Source organism: Streptomyces sp. NPDC030893 (genome assembly GCF_055571535.1).
The window spans coordinates 1-12,295 of sequence record NZ_JBVIFC010000014.1 but is presented as its reverse complement, the minus strand read 5'-3'; the positions used below and the strand labels follow the sequence as shown (position 1 = coordinate 12,295).

Sequence of the window (12,295 nt, the reverse complement as noted above, 5' to 3'; positions counted from 1 at the left end):
GTGGTACGGGGTCCCGGGGGTCCCTCCCCGCGGAGTGATTCCGTACGAGTGCGGCGGGGGAGGGACGGGACCGTCAGTGCATGGCCACCGGCACCGCCCGCTCGTCCCCGACGGCCTCGTCGGAGGACCCGGCGACCGCCGCCGTGCCGCCCGGACGGCCCGCGTTGATCAGGGTCACGGCGATGGCCGCGGCCGCCACCAGGATCCCGACCGCGAACCAGATCGCGCTGGTGTAGCCCTGCACCTGCCCCTGGAGCTGGACCAGCTGCTGCTGGGACCGGCTGGCGGCACCGCCGATGTGATCGGCGACGTACGACGTGGTGGCCGAGGCGGCGATCGTGTTCAGCAGGGCCGTACCGATCGCGCCGCCCACCTGCTGCGAGGTGTTGACCATCGCGGAGGCGACACCGGAGTCACGCGGCTCCACGCCCAGGGTGGCCAGCGACATGGCCGGCATGAACGCCGTACCCATACCGAGACCGAGCAGCAGCATGCCGGGCAGCAGGACACCCGCGTAGGAGGTGTCGATCTCCAGCCGGGTCAGGACGAGCATGCCGAGGGCGGCGACCAGGAAGCCGGGGCCCATCAGCAGCCGGGGCGCGACCCGGGTCATCAGCCGCGTGCCGATCTGCGTCGACCCCACGATCATGCCCGCGATCATCGGCAGGAAGGCGAACCCGGTCCTGACGGGCGAGTACCCCTTCACGACCTGGAGGTAGTACGTGAGGAACAGGAACAGCCCGAACATGGCGATGATCGCCAGACCCAGCGAGAGGTAGACCCCGCCGCGGTTGCGCTCGGTGATCACCCGCAGCGGCAGCAGCGGCGCCTTGACCTTCGCCTCGACGGCCACGAAGGCGGCGAGCAGCACGGCGGAGGCGACGAACATGCCGACCGTCACCGAGTCGCTCCAGCCGTCGGACTCCGCGCGGGTGAAGCCGTAGACCAGCGCGACCAGACCCACCGTGGACAGCAGCACACCCGGGATGTCGAGCGGCGAGCGGTTGCGGCCGCCGGCGGGCTCACGGATGACGAAGTACGCGCCGGCCGCGGCGACGACGGCGAACGGGATGTTCACGAAGAACGTCCAGCGCCAGTCCAGGTACTCGGTGAGGAAACCGCCGAGGATCAGACCCACGGCACCACCGCCACCGGCGATCGCGCCGTAGATGCCGAACGCCTTGGCCCGCTCCTTGCCGTCGGTGAACATCACCGCGAGCAGGGAGAGCGCGGCGGGCGCCAGCAGCGCGCCGAACACACCCTGCAGCGCACGTGCGCCGAACATCATGGCCTCGTTGGTGGCCGCGCCACCGAGCGCGGAGGCCAGCGCGAAGCCGCCCAGACCGAGCACGAAGGCCCGCTTGCGCCCCCACAGGTCGGCTATCCGGCCGCCGAACAGCAGCAGCCCGCCGAAGGCGAGGGCATAGGCGGTGACCACCCACTGGCGGTTGCCGTCCGAGATGCCCAGGTCCTGCTGGGCGGAGGGCAGGGCGATGTTCACGATGGTCGCGTCCAGTACGACCATCAGCTGGGCGAGCGCGATGAAGACGAGCGCCTTCCAGCGGTTGGCGTCCGGGCCGCTCGGAGCCGCTTTCACGGCCCTCAAGCCTGTTTCGGAGCCTGTTTCAGAGCCTGTTTCAGACATGGGGGTACCCACTTCAGTACTTGTAAGGGAAATCAACGACGTCTGATGAAAAATCGGATGTCTTCACGGCACGGCGCGTCCCCCTGGACGGCCGGCCGTTGCTGTCGCGGCCGGCCCGTGGTCAGGACGGGCGGCGCGGATGGGGTGGTGTCAGGGCGACTCGCTCAGCGGCGCAGATCCTCCACGGTCACGGCCGAACCCGGCAGAACGGCCGGGGCCGGAGCCCGCATCCCGTCCAGGAACAGCTGCAGATGGCGGTGGACGAAGCGGTCGGCGCTCATGCAGCCGGTGCCGGCCGGGGGCCGGCTCAGCTGGGCGACACCCACCAGCAAGTCACCGTGCTCCACGTCGGCACGGAGCCGGCCGGCCGCCTTGGCACGGTCCATGAGCTGTGCGACGAGCTCATCGACCCGCCGGCGTGCTTCCTCCAGGTCGGGGTGGTTCTGGTCGAAGGTGCTGGAGACCATCGGGCACAGCGCGCTGATCCGCTCGTCGGCGGCCGCGTGCGCGAAGCGCTCCAGCGCCTCGAAGGCGTCCCCGGTCTCGCTCAGCGCCTGCTCGGCCGCCCGCACCGTACGGTCCATCACGGAACAGACGACCTCGCGCACCAGCGCGTCGCGGTCGGGGAAGTTGCGGTACACCGTGGCATTGCCGACGCCCGCCCGGCGGGCGACCTCGTCGAGCGGCACGTCCGGCCCGAACTCGACGAACATCTCCCGGGCGGCGGTGACGATCCGCTCCCGGTTGCGCAGGGCGTCGGCGCGGGGCCGGGGCGCCTTGCGCGTGAGGGGGGTCGCGGTCTGCACGGTGCACTCCTTGCTCGGTGGCCGGCTCAGCTGGTCGGCCGAATCCGGGGAGTGAATCCCCGCTTCGGGCGGACACAGGTCTAAACGGGGAGGAGGTCCCCGCTTATTTCCCGGGGCCGGGAAAAATTCCCGTGACTCAGCTCACGCACGACGGGGCAGGATGCCCCACCCCCGCCGAGACGCTCCCCACTCCCCGCCGAGACGGCCCCCACTCCCCGGCGAGGGACACCGCACGCTCCCCGGCGAGGGACACCGCACGATCGGCCCTCCCAGCGAGCGTCCTCCCGGCCGTCGACGCAGGGTGATCGGGAGGGTGCAGTCGGAGACCGGCGGCTGCCGTGTGGAGCGGAGGTCCCCGCATGCAGCCGCAGCCGAGCCGACGCCGGATATCCCCGCGCCGCCTGGCCGCCCTCGCATCGGTGTCCGCCCTGACCCTCGCCCTGTGCACCTCCGCCGGCAACGGCCGGCTCTCCCCCGGTGCCCTCGCCCCCGGCGCCGGGCCCAGCTCCCTCTCCCGCACCTCCGCGCACGGCCCCTGCATGATCGGCAGCGACCGCGAGGTGCAGATGTCCGAGGGCATCCCCACACCCCCCGGCTACACCCGCTCCACCGGCACGGTCCGCGCCCTCACCCTGATGGTCGACTTCTCCGACGCGCCCGGCGAGGGCGACGCCCTCGACCGCTACCGCGAGTTCTTCCCCCAGACCCGGGAGTGGTTCGCCACCAGCTCCTACGGCCGCCTCGACTACCGCCCCGAGATCCCGGTCCCCGACTGGCTGCGCATGCCGAAGTCCTTCCGCGAGTACGGCATAGAGCGCGGCGCCCCCTTCGACCCCGGCTACCGCGAACTGGTCCGCGACATCGTGGCCGAGGCGGATCCCGAGGTGGACTTCCAGGCGTACGACCTGCTGAACGTACTGGTGACCCCGAACGCGGGCCCGGCCGCCCTCGACACGGTCCTGTCCGTCACCTTCGCCGGCAACAAGAAGGCCCCCACCGCCGACGGCGTGCCCGTCTCCAACGCGTCGTTCGTCTACTCCCGCCAGGACGACGGCTCCGGCTCCTACGAGCGCACCGGCTACCGCGTCCTGCCGCACGAGAACGGCCACGTCTTCGGCCTGCCCGACCTCTACACCGCCGAGGGCGGCGGAGCGGTGGGCCACTGGGACATCATGAGCGAGGACTGGGGCGCCAACAACGACTTCCTCGCCTGGCACAAGTGGAAACTGGGCTGGCTGGACGCCTCCCAGGTCGGCTGCGCGGCGAACCGGGGCGCACGCGAGTACGTCCTCACCCCCCTCGCCCACGCGGGCGGCCCGAAACTCGTCTTCATCCCCGTGGACGCCCACTCCGGCTACGCCGTCGAACTGCGCACCCGCGCCGGCAACGACGAGGCGGTGTGCCGCCCCGGCATCCTCGTCTACCGCGTCGACGCGAACGTGGACACCGGCATGGGCCCGGTCACCGTCTACGACTCCCGCCGTGACAGCGGCGGCTGCACCCGCGCCCCCAACGTCCACGCGGAACTCTCCGACGCGACCTTCGTCCCCGGCGAGAGCTTCGTCGACCGTGAGGAGGGCGTACGGGTAGCGGTGCTGGCGGCGGAGGAGGAGCAGTACCGGGTACGGGTGACCCGCACATCACCCGCCGCCGCCCCCTGACCCCGTCCCGAAAGCTGCCACTCCCCACAACTCCCGGCGCTAGGTTGCTACTTACCCTGCTTCACCCAGCTGCCCTGGAGGACGCCCTGTGACGGAGATACCCGCGGCATCGATCGAGGCCCGCAAGCGCATCAGGACCGATCAGCCGCACACGGCCCGCATCTGGAACTACTGGCTGGGCGGCAAGGACAACTACGAAGTCGACCAGGCGGCCGGCGACCAGATCCGCAAGCTGCACCCCGGCATCGGCGCCTACGCCCTCGCCGACCGGCAGTTCCTCGGCCGCGCCGTCCGCCACCTCGCCGGCGAGTGCGGGATACGGCAGTTCCTCGACATCGGCACCGGCCTGCCCACGGCCGACAACACGCACGAGGTCGCCCAGCGCATCGCCCCCGAGTCCCGCATCGTCTACGTCGACAACGACCCCATCGTGCTGGCCCACGCCGAGGCTCTGCTCACCAGCGCACCGGAGGGCCGCACGACCTACCTCGACGAGGACCTGCGCAACATCGACACGATCCTCGAACAGGCCGCCCACACCCTCGACTTCACCGAGCCGGTGGCGCTCATCCTGCTCGGCGTCGTCATCTTCGTCGAGGACGACGAAGAGGCGTACGGCACCGTCCGCCGCCTGATGGACGCCCTGCCCTCCGGCAGCCACCTCGTCCTCTCCCACACCATCACCCGCCCCGACATGCCGGACGTCGACGCGGCGGTGGCCTTCTGGAACGAGAACGGCACCCCGAAACTCACCCAGCGCACCCCGGAAGCCGTCGCCCGCTTCTTCGACGGCCTGGAGCTCCTCGACCCCGGCGTGCTCTCCTGCAACCACTGGCGCCCGGACGACACCCCCACCGAGCCGCCCGCCGAGGTCGCCATGTTCGGCGGCGTGGCCCGCAAGCCCTGACCTTCCGACCACCCGCCCGACCGCCCATCCGGTACCCTGTGGATCGAGCGCCCCGGCAGGCGCCGCGGCCCACACCGCAGCGACCGACCAGGACACTCAGGGCTTGACCACCGAACCTGCCCACACGGTTCCGATCAGGCCCCGCCTTCGTAGCTCAGGGGATAGAGCACCGCTCTCCTAAAGCGGGTGTCGCAGGTTCGAATCCTGCCGGGGGCACAGCTAAAGGGCCAGCTCAGGAGGGTTTCCTCCCAGGCTGGCCCTTCGTCGTGTTCGAGGCCGTGCCACACGCGTGCCACTACGCCCGTTCGGCAGCTCGTCGGAGCGGAAGGAAAGAATGCCCGCTACTCCGTGACGAAAGGGGCGTACCCATCCGGCACCTCGCTGACCTGCAAGTCCGAGAAGAGCAGCGTGAGACGGTGCGCGTTGGTCTCGATGCGAACCTCATGGAAGTCGACCCCAACGACTTGCGCCCAACGGCGGGTCGCTTCCGACGGCGGCAGGACCTTCGCACCTGGGTACAAGCAGTGCCACTTCACACCCCAGACGTATCCGTCGAGGTCGACGCCGGTCTCATGATCGATGAGGCGGTCGTCCATAGAGACACGCCAGGTCTCCGGCAACACGGACGATTCACACCGGGCCTCGACGCAGTATCGGAAGAGGTACCGCAGATACGCCGGCTCGACGTCGGTGCGGGGATCCGCCGTCACGTGGACGATGACCTCGTAGTCGCGCATGTAGCTGGTGTATCCGTGGTGGACGACGGCGTGATCGAAGGTCTCGTCCAACATCTGTTCAAGCACTGCGGCGTCCATGCGACCGTTTCTATCCCACGCGATCAGCCCCTGACAGCCGGATATCTACCGGTGCCAGGGGCTGAGGACTCCACAGGGACCACTCGGACAGGTCTTAACCGGGAGCTTCCTCTCCCCCACCTTCGCGGATCATGGCCCCGAGCCGGTCGGCGATGGCCCGGTCCCGGTCGCTGGTCATGTGCTGGTAAATCAGTGCGGCCCGGGAGCTGCTGGGCCCCATCCGTGTCATCAGCTCCCGCGTGCTGGCGCCGGCCGTCGAGGCCAGCGTGTTGCCCGTGTGCCGCAGATCGTGGAAATGCAGCTCGGCCGTGACGCCTGCAGTCTTCCGGACCTTGACCCAGTCGTCGCGGAAGTTGCTGCGCCCCAGTTGCCCGCCCTGCGGCCCGAGGAAGACGTGCCCGTCACAGCCGGGAGCGGCGAAGTGCTCCAGGTGGTGCGTGACCGCGTCGAGCAGCTCGGCCGGGAAGGAGACGGAGCGCACCCCGGCCGCGGACTTCGGCGCCTTGTCGAAGAGCCGGCCGTCCTGCAGCTCGGCCTGAGCACGGCGCACGGTGACGGTCAGCGCCTCTAGGTCGACATCCCGGCGCCGCAGGGCCGCCAGCTCCCCGAACCGGGGGGTGGTGAAGGCCGCCAGGAGCACGAGCAGCCGGTAGCGCGGCGCGATGGAGTCGGCGACGGCGAAGACCTCCGCCACCGTGAGGACCGGCCGCTCAGGCACGTCGTAGCGGTCCGTGCCCTTGATGCGGCACGGGTTGCGCCGGATCAGCTCGTCGTCCACGGCCGTGTTCATCAGGGCACGCAGCAGTTGGTACGCCTTGACCACCGTCGGCTCACCGACGCCGGCCGCGAGGAGCCTGCCGCGCCAACCGCGTACTCGGGCCGTGGTCACGTCGGCCACGCTCCCGGCCCCGAAGGTGGGCAGGATGTGCAACCGCATCACCGACTCGTTCCGCTCGCGGGTGCGGTCGGCGAGCTTGCGGTCCCGCAGCCACGCGGTGGCGTACTCGGTGAAGTTCACCGCCCCGGCGTCCGGGTCCGACCACTGCCCACGCGCGATGTCCGACTCGATGTGTGTCAGGGCCACTTGAACGTCGGCCTTGGTCGCGTACGTCTTCTCCGCCGGGCGTAGTTGTCCCGTCTCCGGGTCCCGGTAGCGGACGTGCCAGCGGCCGGACGGAAGCTGCCGGACCGAACCGAAGTCCCGGCGTCTCCCCTTCTTGTTCGCCATCAGGCAGCCCTCCGCAGAGAGCTGCGCCGGTCACCGATCGGCTGCACCGTGTTGGCGTCGATGAAGGCGTTCAGCGCGCTCTCCGGGATGCGGACGTGTCGGCCGACCTTGACGAACACGATGCGTCGCTCGGCGATCAGGCGGCGCGGGAAGCGTTCCGTGGTGCCGAGGAGTTCGGCCACCTGCGCCACGGTCAGGTAGCGGTCAGCCATGGGTGGGTTCTCCTTCCGGTGAAGTGGCGGAATTGCGGGAGGTGGCAAGCCAGGTCTCCGCGGCTGTCAGGCCGGTGCCGGCGAAGACCCAGTGCGAGAGGACGAGCACGGTGTCCGGGTCGGGCAGCGGGTGACCGGCCTCGGCCGCGCGTTCGCGGGACAGGGCTTCGTTGTGGTCGGCGCGTTCCTGGCGGAGGGCGCCGAGGGTGACGGAGTAGGCGCGGGACTTGGTGGAGAAGTGGCCGCGGAAGCCGAGCATGTGGGCCCACTTGCGCAGGCGCAGGTCTTCGAGTTCGGGCAGGACGCCGAGGTGCCAGCAGGTCAGGATCATGCGCCGGGCGTGGTCGGTGACGCCGGAGCCGATCAGATCCGTGATCGGGTTACGGATGGGGCGGTCGAGGGTGCCCGCGGTCTCGGCTCCCTTGGTGGCGTACTTGGCGATGTAGGCGGCCACGGCGCGGCTGGAGAGTTCTGAGGTGCCCGCGAAGTCGGCCGAGCGGATGGGGCGGATGTCGAGCTGTTCGCCGAAGTGGAAGGCGTACGCACGGCCGTCGAGGACGGGGCCAGGGGCTTCGGCCTCTCGGGCCGCCGAGCGGATCGCGTCGGTGAGTAGTTCGGTCGTGGCCCAGGCTGGCGGGGCGTCCTCGGCGCCGTCCGGCCCGTCGAGGCGGATGACGGCATGGAAGTGGACGGCACCGCGCCGCTGGTACTCGGCGACCTTGGCATAGGAGACCTTGAGGCAGTGGCGCAGTTCCGAGCGGTTGATGCCCGCACGGGAGGCGAGGTGCTGGCGCAGGTAGGTGGTGAAGCGGCTCCACAGTGCCCCGGCGTGTGCGTTCCACAGAGAACCTGGCCGGCACCACCGAGGTCGGTGAGAGGCTGATGGGCTTCGCCTTCGGCAACAAGCCGCATCCCCCAAAGATCACGGCGACCCGGTCCACGGGAGGCTCGCTGGAGAGCGAGCAGAACGGCATGCAGTTTCTGTTCAAGGGCGCGATGGGCGCATTGCGTAACCCTCGCATGCACGGCCCGGACGAGAAGGACGCTCGCGACGAGGCCGACGAAATGCTGGTCTTCGCCAGTTTCCTGATGCGACGCCTCGACATCGAGGACGAGCAGCGTATCGCCGCCTCATCGAATCCTTGATCGCGTGCTGCCTTTGGGCTGGCTGCGGTCGTGGGGCCCGGTCGCCTAGAGGGCCCGTGAGGCTGCGCGAACCGGCTCAAGCGGGTGTCACAAGTTCAACGCCTGCTAGGGGCACGAGCTCGGGGTGAACTCAGAAGGGTTACCTCTCAGTCTGGCCCTTCGTCGTGTTCGGGTGTGCCACACGCTACGCGGTGCTGTTCGATCGTCAGGAGTGTCAGTCGAACCATGTAGACAGCAGGCCCGCGACGGTTGCACATAGCAGGCCGACGGAAGCAAGCACGGCGGGAGCTGTGATCTCTGGTGCTTGTTCGAGGCTTACGAGTTCGATGCGCTCTCGAACGTGGACAAGGTCACCCCAGGTGCTCTCGCTGGGTACTTCTCGTTCCAGCCTGCTCCTACGTTCCTCATCTGACAGCCCAGCGTCTCCCATGATCTGTTCGTACCTACGGAGCTTCCGCCTGAGGTGATCTCGTCGGCTGTCCACTCGCCGCCAGAGTAGCCAGACGCCAAGCGCCGGCAGTACGCCGCTGGCTACAGTCAGGATGGTGATCGCCAGTTTCACTCCTGCACTATGCGATGCGCACCCAGTGACAGGGAAGCCGTAGGACGTTGTGCATGAGCCTGGCTCTTACGCCGAATGAGTGTCTAACTGCGTGACAACGCCCACGAAGACCAGCGCACAACCGCGAACGCTGGCGGACCATCAGCCCAGGTAAGGATCACACCAGCCCAAGGCCGCGTCCCTGCCCAAGTTGCTTCGGGACGAAGAGGTCGCGAGCGCAACCCGCTTGACAACTCAGTTAATTGCTCTGTTATCTAATGTTTTATGGACTTCACTGTGATTGCACACGCGGTAGAGGTGGACCACGGCATCAAGCGCCTCTCTATGCGCTTCATCAAGAAGTACGCGGCGCCGGAGAGAGAGCGGCTCAGCGCGGCGCTGCGCGAACAGATCAGCAAGGAGCTTGCCGCACAGGGGCTGATGACGCTGCCCGCGACGCTTCCACCGTCAGAGAATGAGTTCGTGTTCGTCATCAAGAAGGACAGCCCGCTTGGGCAGGTAGTGTCCCTAGCGAGCGTGGTGGCAGGCATGGAGAAGCTGGGCATGTCATCGTTCCCGCCTGGCATGTTCGACAACTTCCCAGAGGTGCTGAAGCAACTGGCGTGACATCTACACCTGACATCAGCGGTGGCGAACGCCAGCACCTCTGCCCAGCCCAGCGCAGCTAGTGCGACCCCGGTGGTGCGCGGCAGGACTAGGGCCTGATCGAACTCCTAAAGCGGGTGTCGCAGGTTCGAATCCTGCCGGGGGCACAGTGGTGAACAGGGCAAAGGCCCCGGACCGATCACGGTCCGGGGCCTTTGACATCCTCCTCCGGCATCAACGGCCGTGGTCCCGGACGAGCCCTCCGCTTGTCACGCGGGACGGCATGAGGGCCAGGCGTCGGCCAACTCGAAGGAGACAACCGTTCCGCCGAAGCGGCTCGGCCCCGAGTGCCAGGACGCGGCGATGGAGTCGACCAGGAGCAGCCCGCGTCCGTGGGCGTCGTCGGCGTCCGGCCGCCGGAGGCGCACGCTCGCGGGAAACCCCGGGTTGTGCACCTCCACGCGCAAGGATGCCCCCGCCCGGAACCACTCGACCCGCACGACCCACTCCTCGTCGGACCGCCCGTAGAGGATCGCGTTGGTCACCAGTTCCGAGATCAGCAGAACGCAGTCATCGACCGAACAGGCCGGCTGGTACGGGGCGATGAGTTTCCGGAACCGGCGCCGCGCCTGAGAGACGGACTCCGGCGTCGGCTCCAGGAGCATCGCCCCGAGTCTCGGTGACCCCTCGCAGGGGTGCCGGTCGATCACAAAGGCCATCAGCACTCTCTCTCCTTGCCGCTGGAAGGGGGAGTACCGCAGACCGCACGGAGACGCCCCTCGCCCAGACAGAGGCCACAAGCGACCTCTCTAGACATCCAGACCATCCCGATACCTCTCTAGAGATGTCAAGAAGAACGCTTGAGGTCCGCCGGAACGAGGGACCGGACGACTACACGCGGCAAGCCCACGCTCGACCTATGGCCTAAGGTGTCTAGAGAAGCGAGGAGGACTCCGGAATGGCTGCTACCGACGACCGTCGGCCCAAGTACCAGCGGATCGCAGACTCCCTGCGCGAGGCGATCCAGTCGGGCGAGTACGGTCCCGGTGATCGGCTTCCGGGAGAGAACGACCTCATGGCCACCCACGGCGTGGCCCGCATGACAGCCCGACAGGCACTCGGCGTCCTGCGCGACGAGGGCATCGCCGAGGCACGGAAGGGCGCCGGCGTATTTGTCCGGGCCTTCCGCCCGATCCGCCGACGCGGCATCCAGCGCCTGGCCCGCGACCAGTGGGGCAACGGCCGCTCCATCTGGTCGGCGGACATCGAGAACCGGTCGCTCGAGGTCGACCAAGTCTCCGTGTCCGAAGAGACGGCTCCCGCCCACATCAGCGCGGTCCTGAACCTGGCTGTCGAAGACGTCATGTGCGTGAGGCGCCGGCGCTTCGTCCTGGACGACAAGCCGGTCCTGCTCGCAACGAGCTACCTCCCCCTGTCCCTGGTGGCCGGGTCCGCCATCACCCAGGAGGACACCGGACCGGGCGGCACCTACGCCCGGCTCACCGAACTCGGCTACGAGCCGGTGCACTTCCGCGAGGAGATCCGCTCACGCATGCCGTCGCCGGACGAGATGTCACAACTGAGCATGGCCCCGGGCACCCCGGTCATCCTCATCTGCCGCACCGCGTTCACCGACCAGGGCCGCCCCGTCGAGGTCAACGAAATGACCCTGGACGCCGCCTCCTACGTCCTGGAATACGACGTCGAAGCAAACCCGAAATCCACGCAGCAGCGGCACTGACCGGCGACCGGACCAGCTGGCTGAGCGGCCTCGGATCGGACTCCTGATGTGGGGGTCGCAGGTTCGGATCCTGCCGGGGGCATACAGCGGTGTGCCCTGGCCTCAGTTGTCGTGGGGCACCTTCGGGCGGGTGACCGGTACGACGGTGAGGAGGTCGTCCAGCCCCTTGAAGTCGTCGGGGTTGGTGGTGAAGAGGGGGAGGTCCTCGGCCACGGCGATGGCGGCGATCATCAGGTCGGCCACCCTGCGACGCGGCTTGCGGCCCGCACTGATCACCGCGGCACAGATCCGGCCGTAGACGCGGGCTGCCTCGGCGTCGAAGGGGATGGGGTCGAACTCGTTCTCGGCGCGTTGCAGAACGTCGAGCCTACGGGCGCGTTCGGCGTGTTCGTCGTAGTCGCTCTGTTCCTCGTTGCGACGGACCTCGTGCGGACCGGCGGACAGCTCGGCCAGGGTGACGGCGGTGATCGCCATCTCGTCGGGCAGTTCCCCGGGGGCCACCCACCGACGCAGAATCATGATGTCGGTGTCGAGGATTCCCTGCTCGTATGTCGAGCGGTCAGCGGGCATAGGGATCGTCCAGGTAGGTATCGGCCGTCGCGTCCTGGTCGACGCGGAACGTGTCGAGGTCGATATCGGGGGCGGTCCTGGACATCGCGGCGAACTCCTGGCGGGAGACGAAGCGACGGCGCCGGCGCAGCGGGACGAGTTGACCGATCGGATGTCCGTCACGGGTGACGGTGAACGACTGGCCGGCCTGTATGGCGTCCATGATCTCTCGGGACCGGTTGCGCAGATCCCGCTGGGTGATTTCGGGCTGAACGCTCATACCAACCACGGTAGCGCCGGGTGCCACCACGTAGCACCTCTCGGTGAGGAGGTCGCAGGCGGCTAAGAGGTCCTAACAAAGTCGCTGGACGTGGCGGTGGGTGATCAGGCAGACGGCGAGGCCGAGGAATGCTTCGTGGATGTCGTCGCGTCGTTCCC

The 12,295-nt window shown here is 68.6% G+C and carries 14 protein-coding genes, 1 tRNA gene and 1 pseudogene; 6 read left to right on the top strand and 10 right to left on the bottom strand.

Translation table 11 applies throughout. The annotated features are described in order from the left end of the window. Positions 1-73 precede the first annotated feature (73 nt). Together ACZ434_RS24250 and ACZ434_RS24245 are read right to left on the bottom strand one after the other, a co-directional pair. Complete coding sequence (locus tag ACZ434_RS24250; protein ID WP_468459192.1) at positions 74-1,645, bottom strand: MFS transporter; 1,572 nt, start codon at positions 1,643-1,645, stop codon at positions 74-76. A gap of 164 nt (positions 1,646-1,809) precedes the next feature. Then, positions 1,810-2,451, bottom strand: coding sequence for a TetR/AcrR family transcriptional regulator (locus ACZ434_RS24245; RefSeq protein WP_468459190.1), 642 nt, complete (start codon positions 2,449-2,451; stop codon positions 1,810-1,812). A gap of 359 nt (positions 2,452-2,810) precedes the next feature. Between ACZ434_RS24245 and ACZ434_RS24240 the strand changes: the two genes are divergently transcribed. The 3 genes from ACZ434_RS24240 (at position 2,811) to ACZ434_RS24230 (ending at position 5,235) form a co-directional block, all read left to right on the top strand. After that, entirely contained in the window at positions 2,811-4,112 is a 1,302-nt protein-coding gene (locus tag ACZ434_RS24240; protein ID WP_468459188.1) for a M6 family metalloprotease domain-containing protein, read from the top strand. A gap of 88 nt (positions 4,113-4,200) precedes the next feature. Then, positions 4,201-5,019 carry an SAM-dependent methyltransferase gene (locus tag ACZ434_RS24235; RefSeq protein ID WP_468459186.1) on the top strand — a complete coding sequence of 273 codons (819 nt, stop codon included), beginning with the start codon at positions 4,201-4,203 and terminating at the stop codon, positions 5,017-5,019. Between the two features lie 143 nt (positions 5,020-5,162). Then, positions 5,163-5,235: transfer RNA gene (locus ACZ434_RS24230), tRNA-Arg, on the top strand. Positions 5,236-5,360: 125 nt separating this feature from the next. Here the strand turns inward: ACZ434_RS24230 and ACZ434_RS24225 are convergent. From ACZ434_RS24225 to ACZ434_RS24210, 4 genes and pseudogenes are all read right to left on the bottom strand, one after another. After that, positions 5,361-5,834, bottom strand: a complete 474-nt coding sequence (locus ACZ434_RS24225) for a YxiG-like protein (protein ID WP_468459184.1) — start codon at positions 5,832-5,834, stop codon at positions 5,361-5,363. Between the two features lie 94 nt (positions 5,835-5,928). Next, positions 5,929-7,062: a tyrosine-type recombinase/integrase gene (locus ACZ434_RS24220; protein ID WP_468459182.1), complete on the bottom strand. Its 1,134-nt coding sequence runs from the start codon at positions 7,060-7,062 to the stop codon at positions 5,929-5,931. Then, complete coding sequence (locus tag ACZ434_RS24215; protein WP_037640101.1) at positions 7,062-7,274, bottom strand: helix-turn-helix domain-containing protein; 213 nt, start codon at positions 7,272-7,274, stop codon at positions 7,062-7,064. The genes ACZ434_RS24220 and ACZ434_RS24215 overlap by 1 nt, the downstream gene beginning before the upstream one ends. Next, positions 7,267-8,130 (bottom strand): annotated as a pseudogene (locus ACZ434_RS24210) (replication initiator); the annotation flags it as partial. The gene ACZ434_RS24215 and the pseudogene ACZ434_RS24210, both read right to left, overlap by 8 nt. On the opposite strand from ACZ434_RS24210, the gene ACZ434_RS24205 reads away from it, so the two are divergent. Next, on the top strand, positions 8,106-8,420 hold the full coding sequence (locus tag ACZ434_RS24205; protein WP_468459180.1) for a TIGR02391 family protein: 315 nt from the start codon (positions 8,106-8,108) through the stop codon (positions 8,418-8,420). The pseudogene ACZ434_RS24210 and the gene ACZ434_RS24205 overlap by 25 nt on opposite strands. Before the next feature lie 214 nt (positions 8,421-8,634). Here ACZ434_RS24205 and ACZ434_RS24200 read toward each other — a convergent pair whose 3' ends face one another. Beyond that, positions 8,635-8,982: a hypothetical protein gene (locus ACZ434_RS24200; protein WP_468459178.1), complete on the bottom strand. Its 348-nt coding sequence runs from the start codon at positions 8,980-8,982 to the stop codon at positions 8,635-8,637. A gap of 264 nt (positions 8,983-9,246) precedes the next feature. Here ACZ434_RS24200 and ACZ434_RS24195 point away from each other — a divergent pair, with 264 nt between their 5' ends. Then, positions 9,247-9,588 (top strand): hypothetical protein, encoded by a 342-nt coding sequence (locus tag ACZ434_RS24195; protein ID WP_359344929.1) that lies wholly within the window; start codon positions 9,247-9,249, stop codon positions 9,586-9,588. Between the two features lie 248 nt (positions 9,589-9,836). Here ACZ434_RS24195 and ACZ434_RS24190 read toward each other — a convergent pair whose 3' ends face one another. Beyond that, complete coding sequence (locus tag ACZ434_RS24190; RefSeq protein ID WP_468459175.1) at positions 9,837-10,286, bottom strand: ATP-binding protein; 450 nt, start codon at positions 10,284-10,286, stop codon at positions 9,837-9,839. 239 nt (positions 10,287-10,525) lie between these two features. Between ACZ434_RS24190 and ACZ434_RS24185 the strand changes: the two genes are divergently transcribed. After that, positions 10,526-11,308, top strand: coding sequence for a GntR family transcriptional regulator (locus ACZ434_RS24185; RefSeq protein ID WP_468459173.1), 783 nt, complete (start codon positions 10,526-10,528; stop codon positions 11,306-11,308). A gap of 102 nt (positions 11,309-11,410) precedes the next feature. On the opposite strand, the gene ACZ434_RS24180 is transcribed toward ACZ434_RS24185, so the two are convergent. Further along, complete coding sequence (locus tag ACZ434_RS24180; protein WP_468459171.1) at positions 11,411-11,878, bottom strand: PIN domain-containing protein; 468 nt, start codon at positions 11,876-11,878, stop codon at positions 11,411-11,413. Further along, positions 11,868-12,137, bottom strand: coding sequence for a type II toxin-antitoxin system Phd/YefM family antitoxin (locus tag ACZ434_RS24175; protein WP_468459169.1), 270 nt, complete (start codon positions 12,135-12,137; stop codon positions 11,868-11,870). Before ACZ434_RS24175 ends, ACZ434_RS24180 begins: the two co-directional genes overlap by 11 nt. Between the last annotated feature and the right edge of the window lie 158 nt (positions 12,138-12,295).

What these genes read in the sequence shown, in the direction of transcription:
- ACZ434_RS24250 (WP_468459192.1), bottom strand. Translation starts at nt 1,645, where the DNA reads ATGTCTGAAACAGGCTCTGAAACAGGCTCCGAAACAGGCTTGAGGGCC.
- ACZ434_RS24240 (WP_468459188.1), top strand. Translation starts at nt 2,811, where the DNA reads ATGCAGCCGCAGCCGAGCCGACGCCGGATATCCCCGCGCCGCCTGGCC.
- ACZ434_RS24225 (WP_468459184.1), bottom strand. Translation starts at nt 5,834, where the DNA reads ATGGACGCCGCAGTGCTTGAACAGATGTTGGACGAGACCTTCGATCAC.
- ACZ434_RS24220 (WP_468459182.1), bottom strand. Translation starts at nt 7,062, where the DNA reads ATGGCGAACAAGAAGGGGAGACGCCGGGACTTCGGTTCGGTCCGGCAG.
- ACZ434_RS24215 (WP_037640101.1), bottom strand. Translation starts at nt 7,274, where the DNA reads ATGGCTGACCGCTACCTGACCGTGGCGCAGGTGGCCGAACTCCTCGGC.
- ACZ434_RS24195 (WP_359344929.1), top strand. Translation starts at nt 9,247, where the DNA reads ATGGACTTCACTGTGATTGCACACGCGGTAGAGGTGGACCACGGCATC.
- ACZ434_RS24190 (WP_468459175.1), bottom strand. Translation starts at nt 10,286, where the DNA reads ATGGCCTTTGTGATCGACCGGCACCCCTGCGAGGGGTCACCGAGACTC.
- ACZ434_RS24185 (WP_468459173.1), top strand. Translation starts at nt 10,526, where the DNA reads ATGGCTGCTACCGACGACCGTCGGCCCAAGTACCAGCGGATCGCAGAC.
- ACZ434_RS24180 (WP_468459171.1), bottom strand. Translation starts at nt 11,878, where the DNA reads ATGCCCGCTGACCGCTCGACATACGAGCAGGGAATCCTCGACACCGAC.
- ACZ434_RS24175 (WP_468459169.1), bottom strand. Translation starts at nt 12,137, where the DNA reads ATGAGCGTTCAGCCCGAAATCACCCAGCGGGATCTGCGCAACCGGTCC.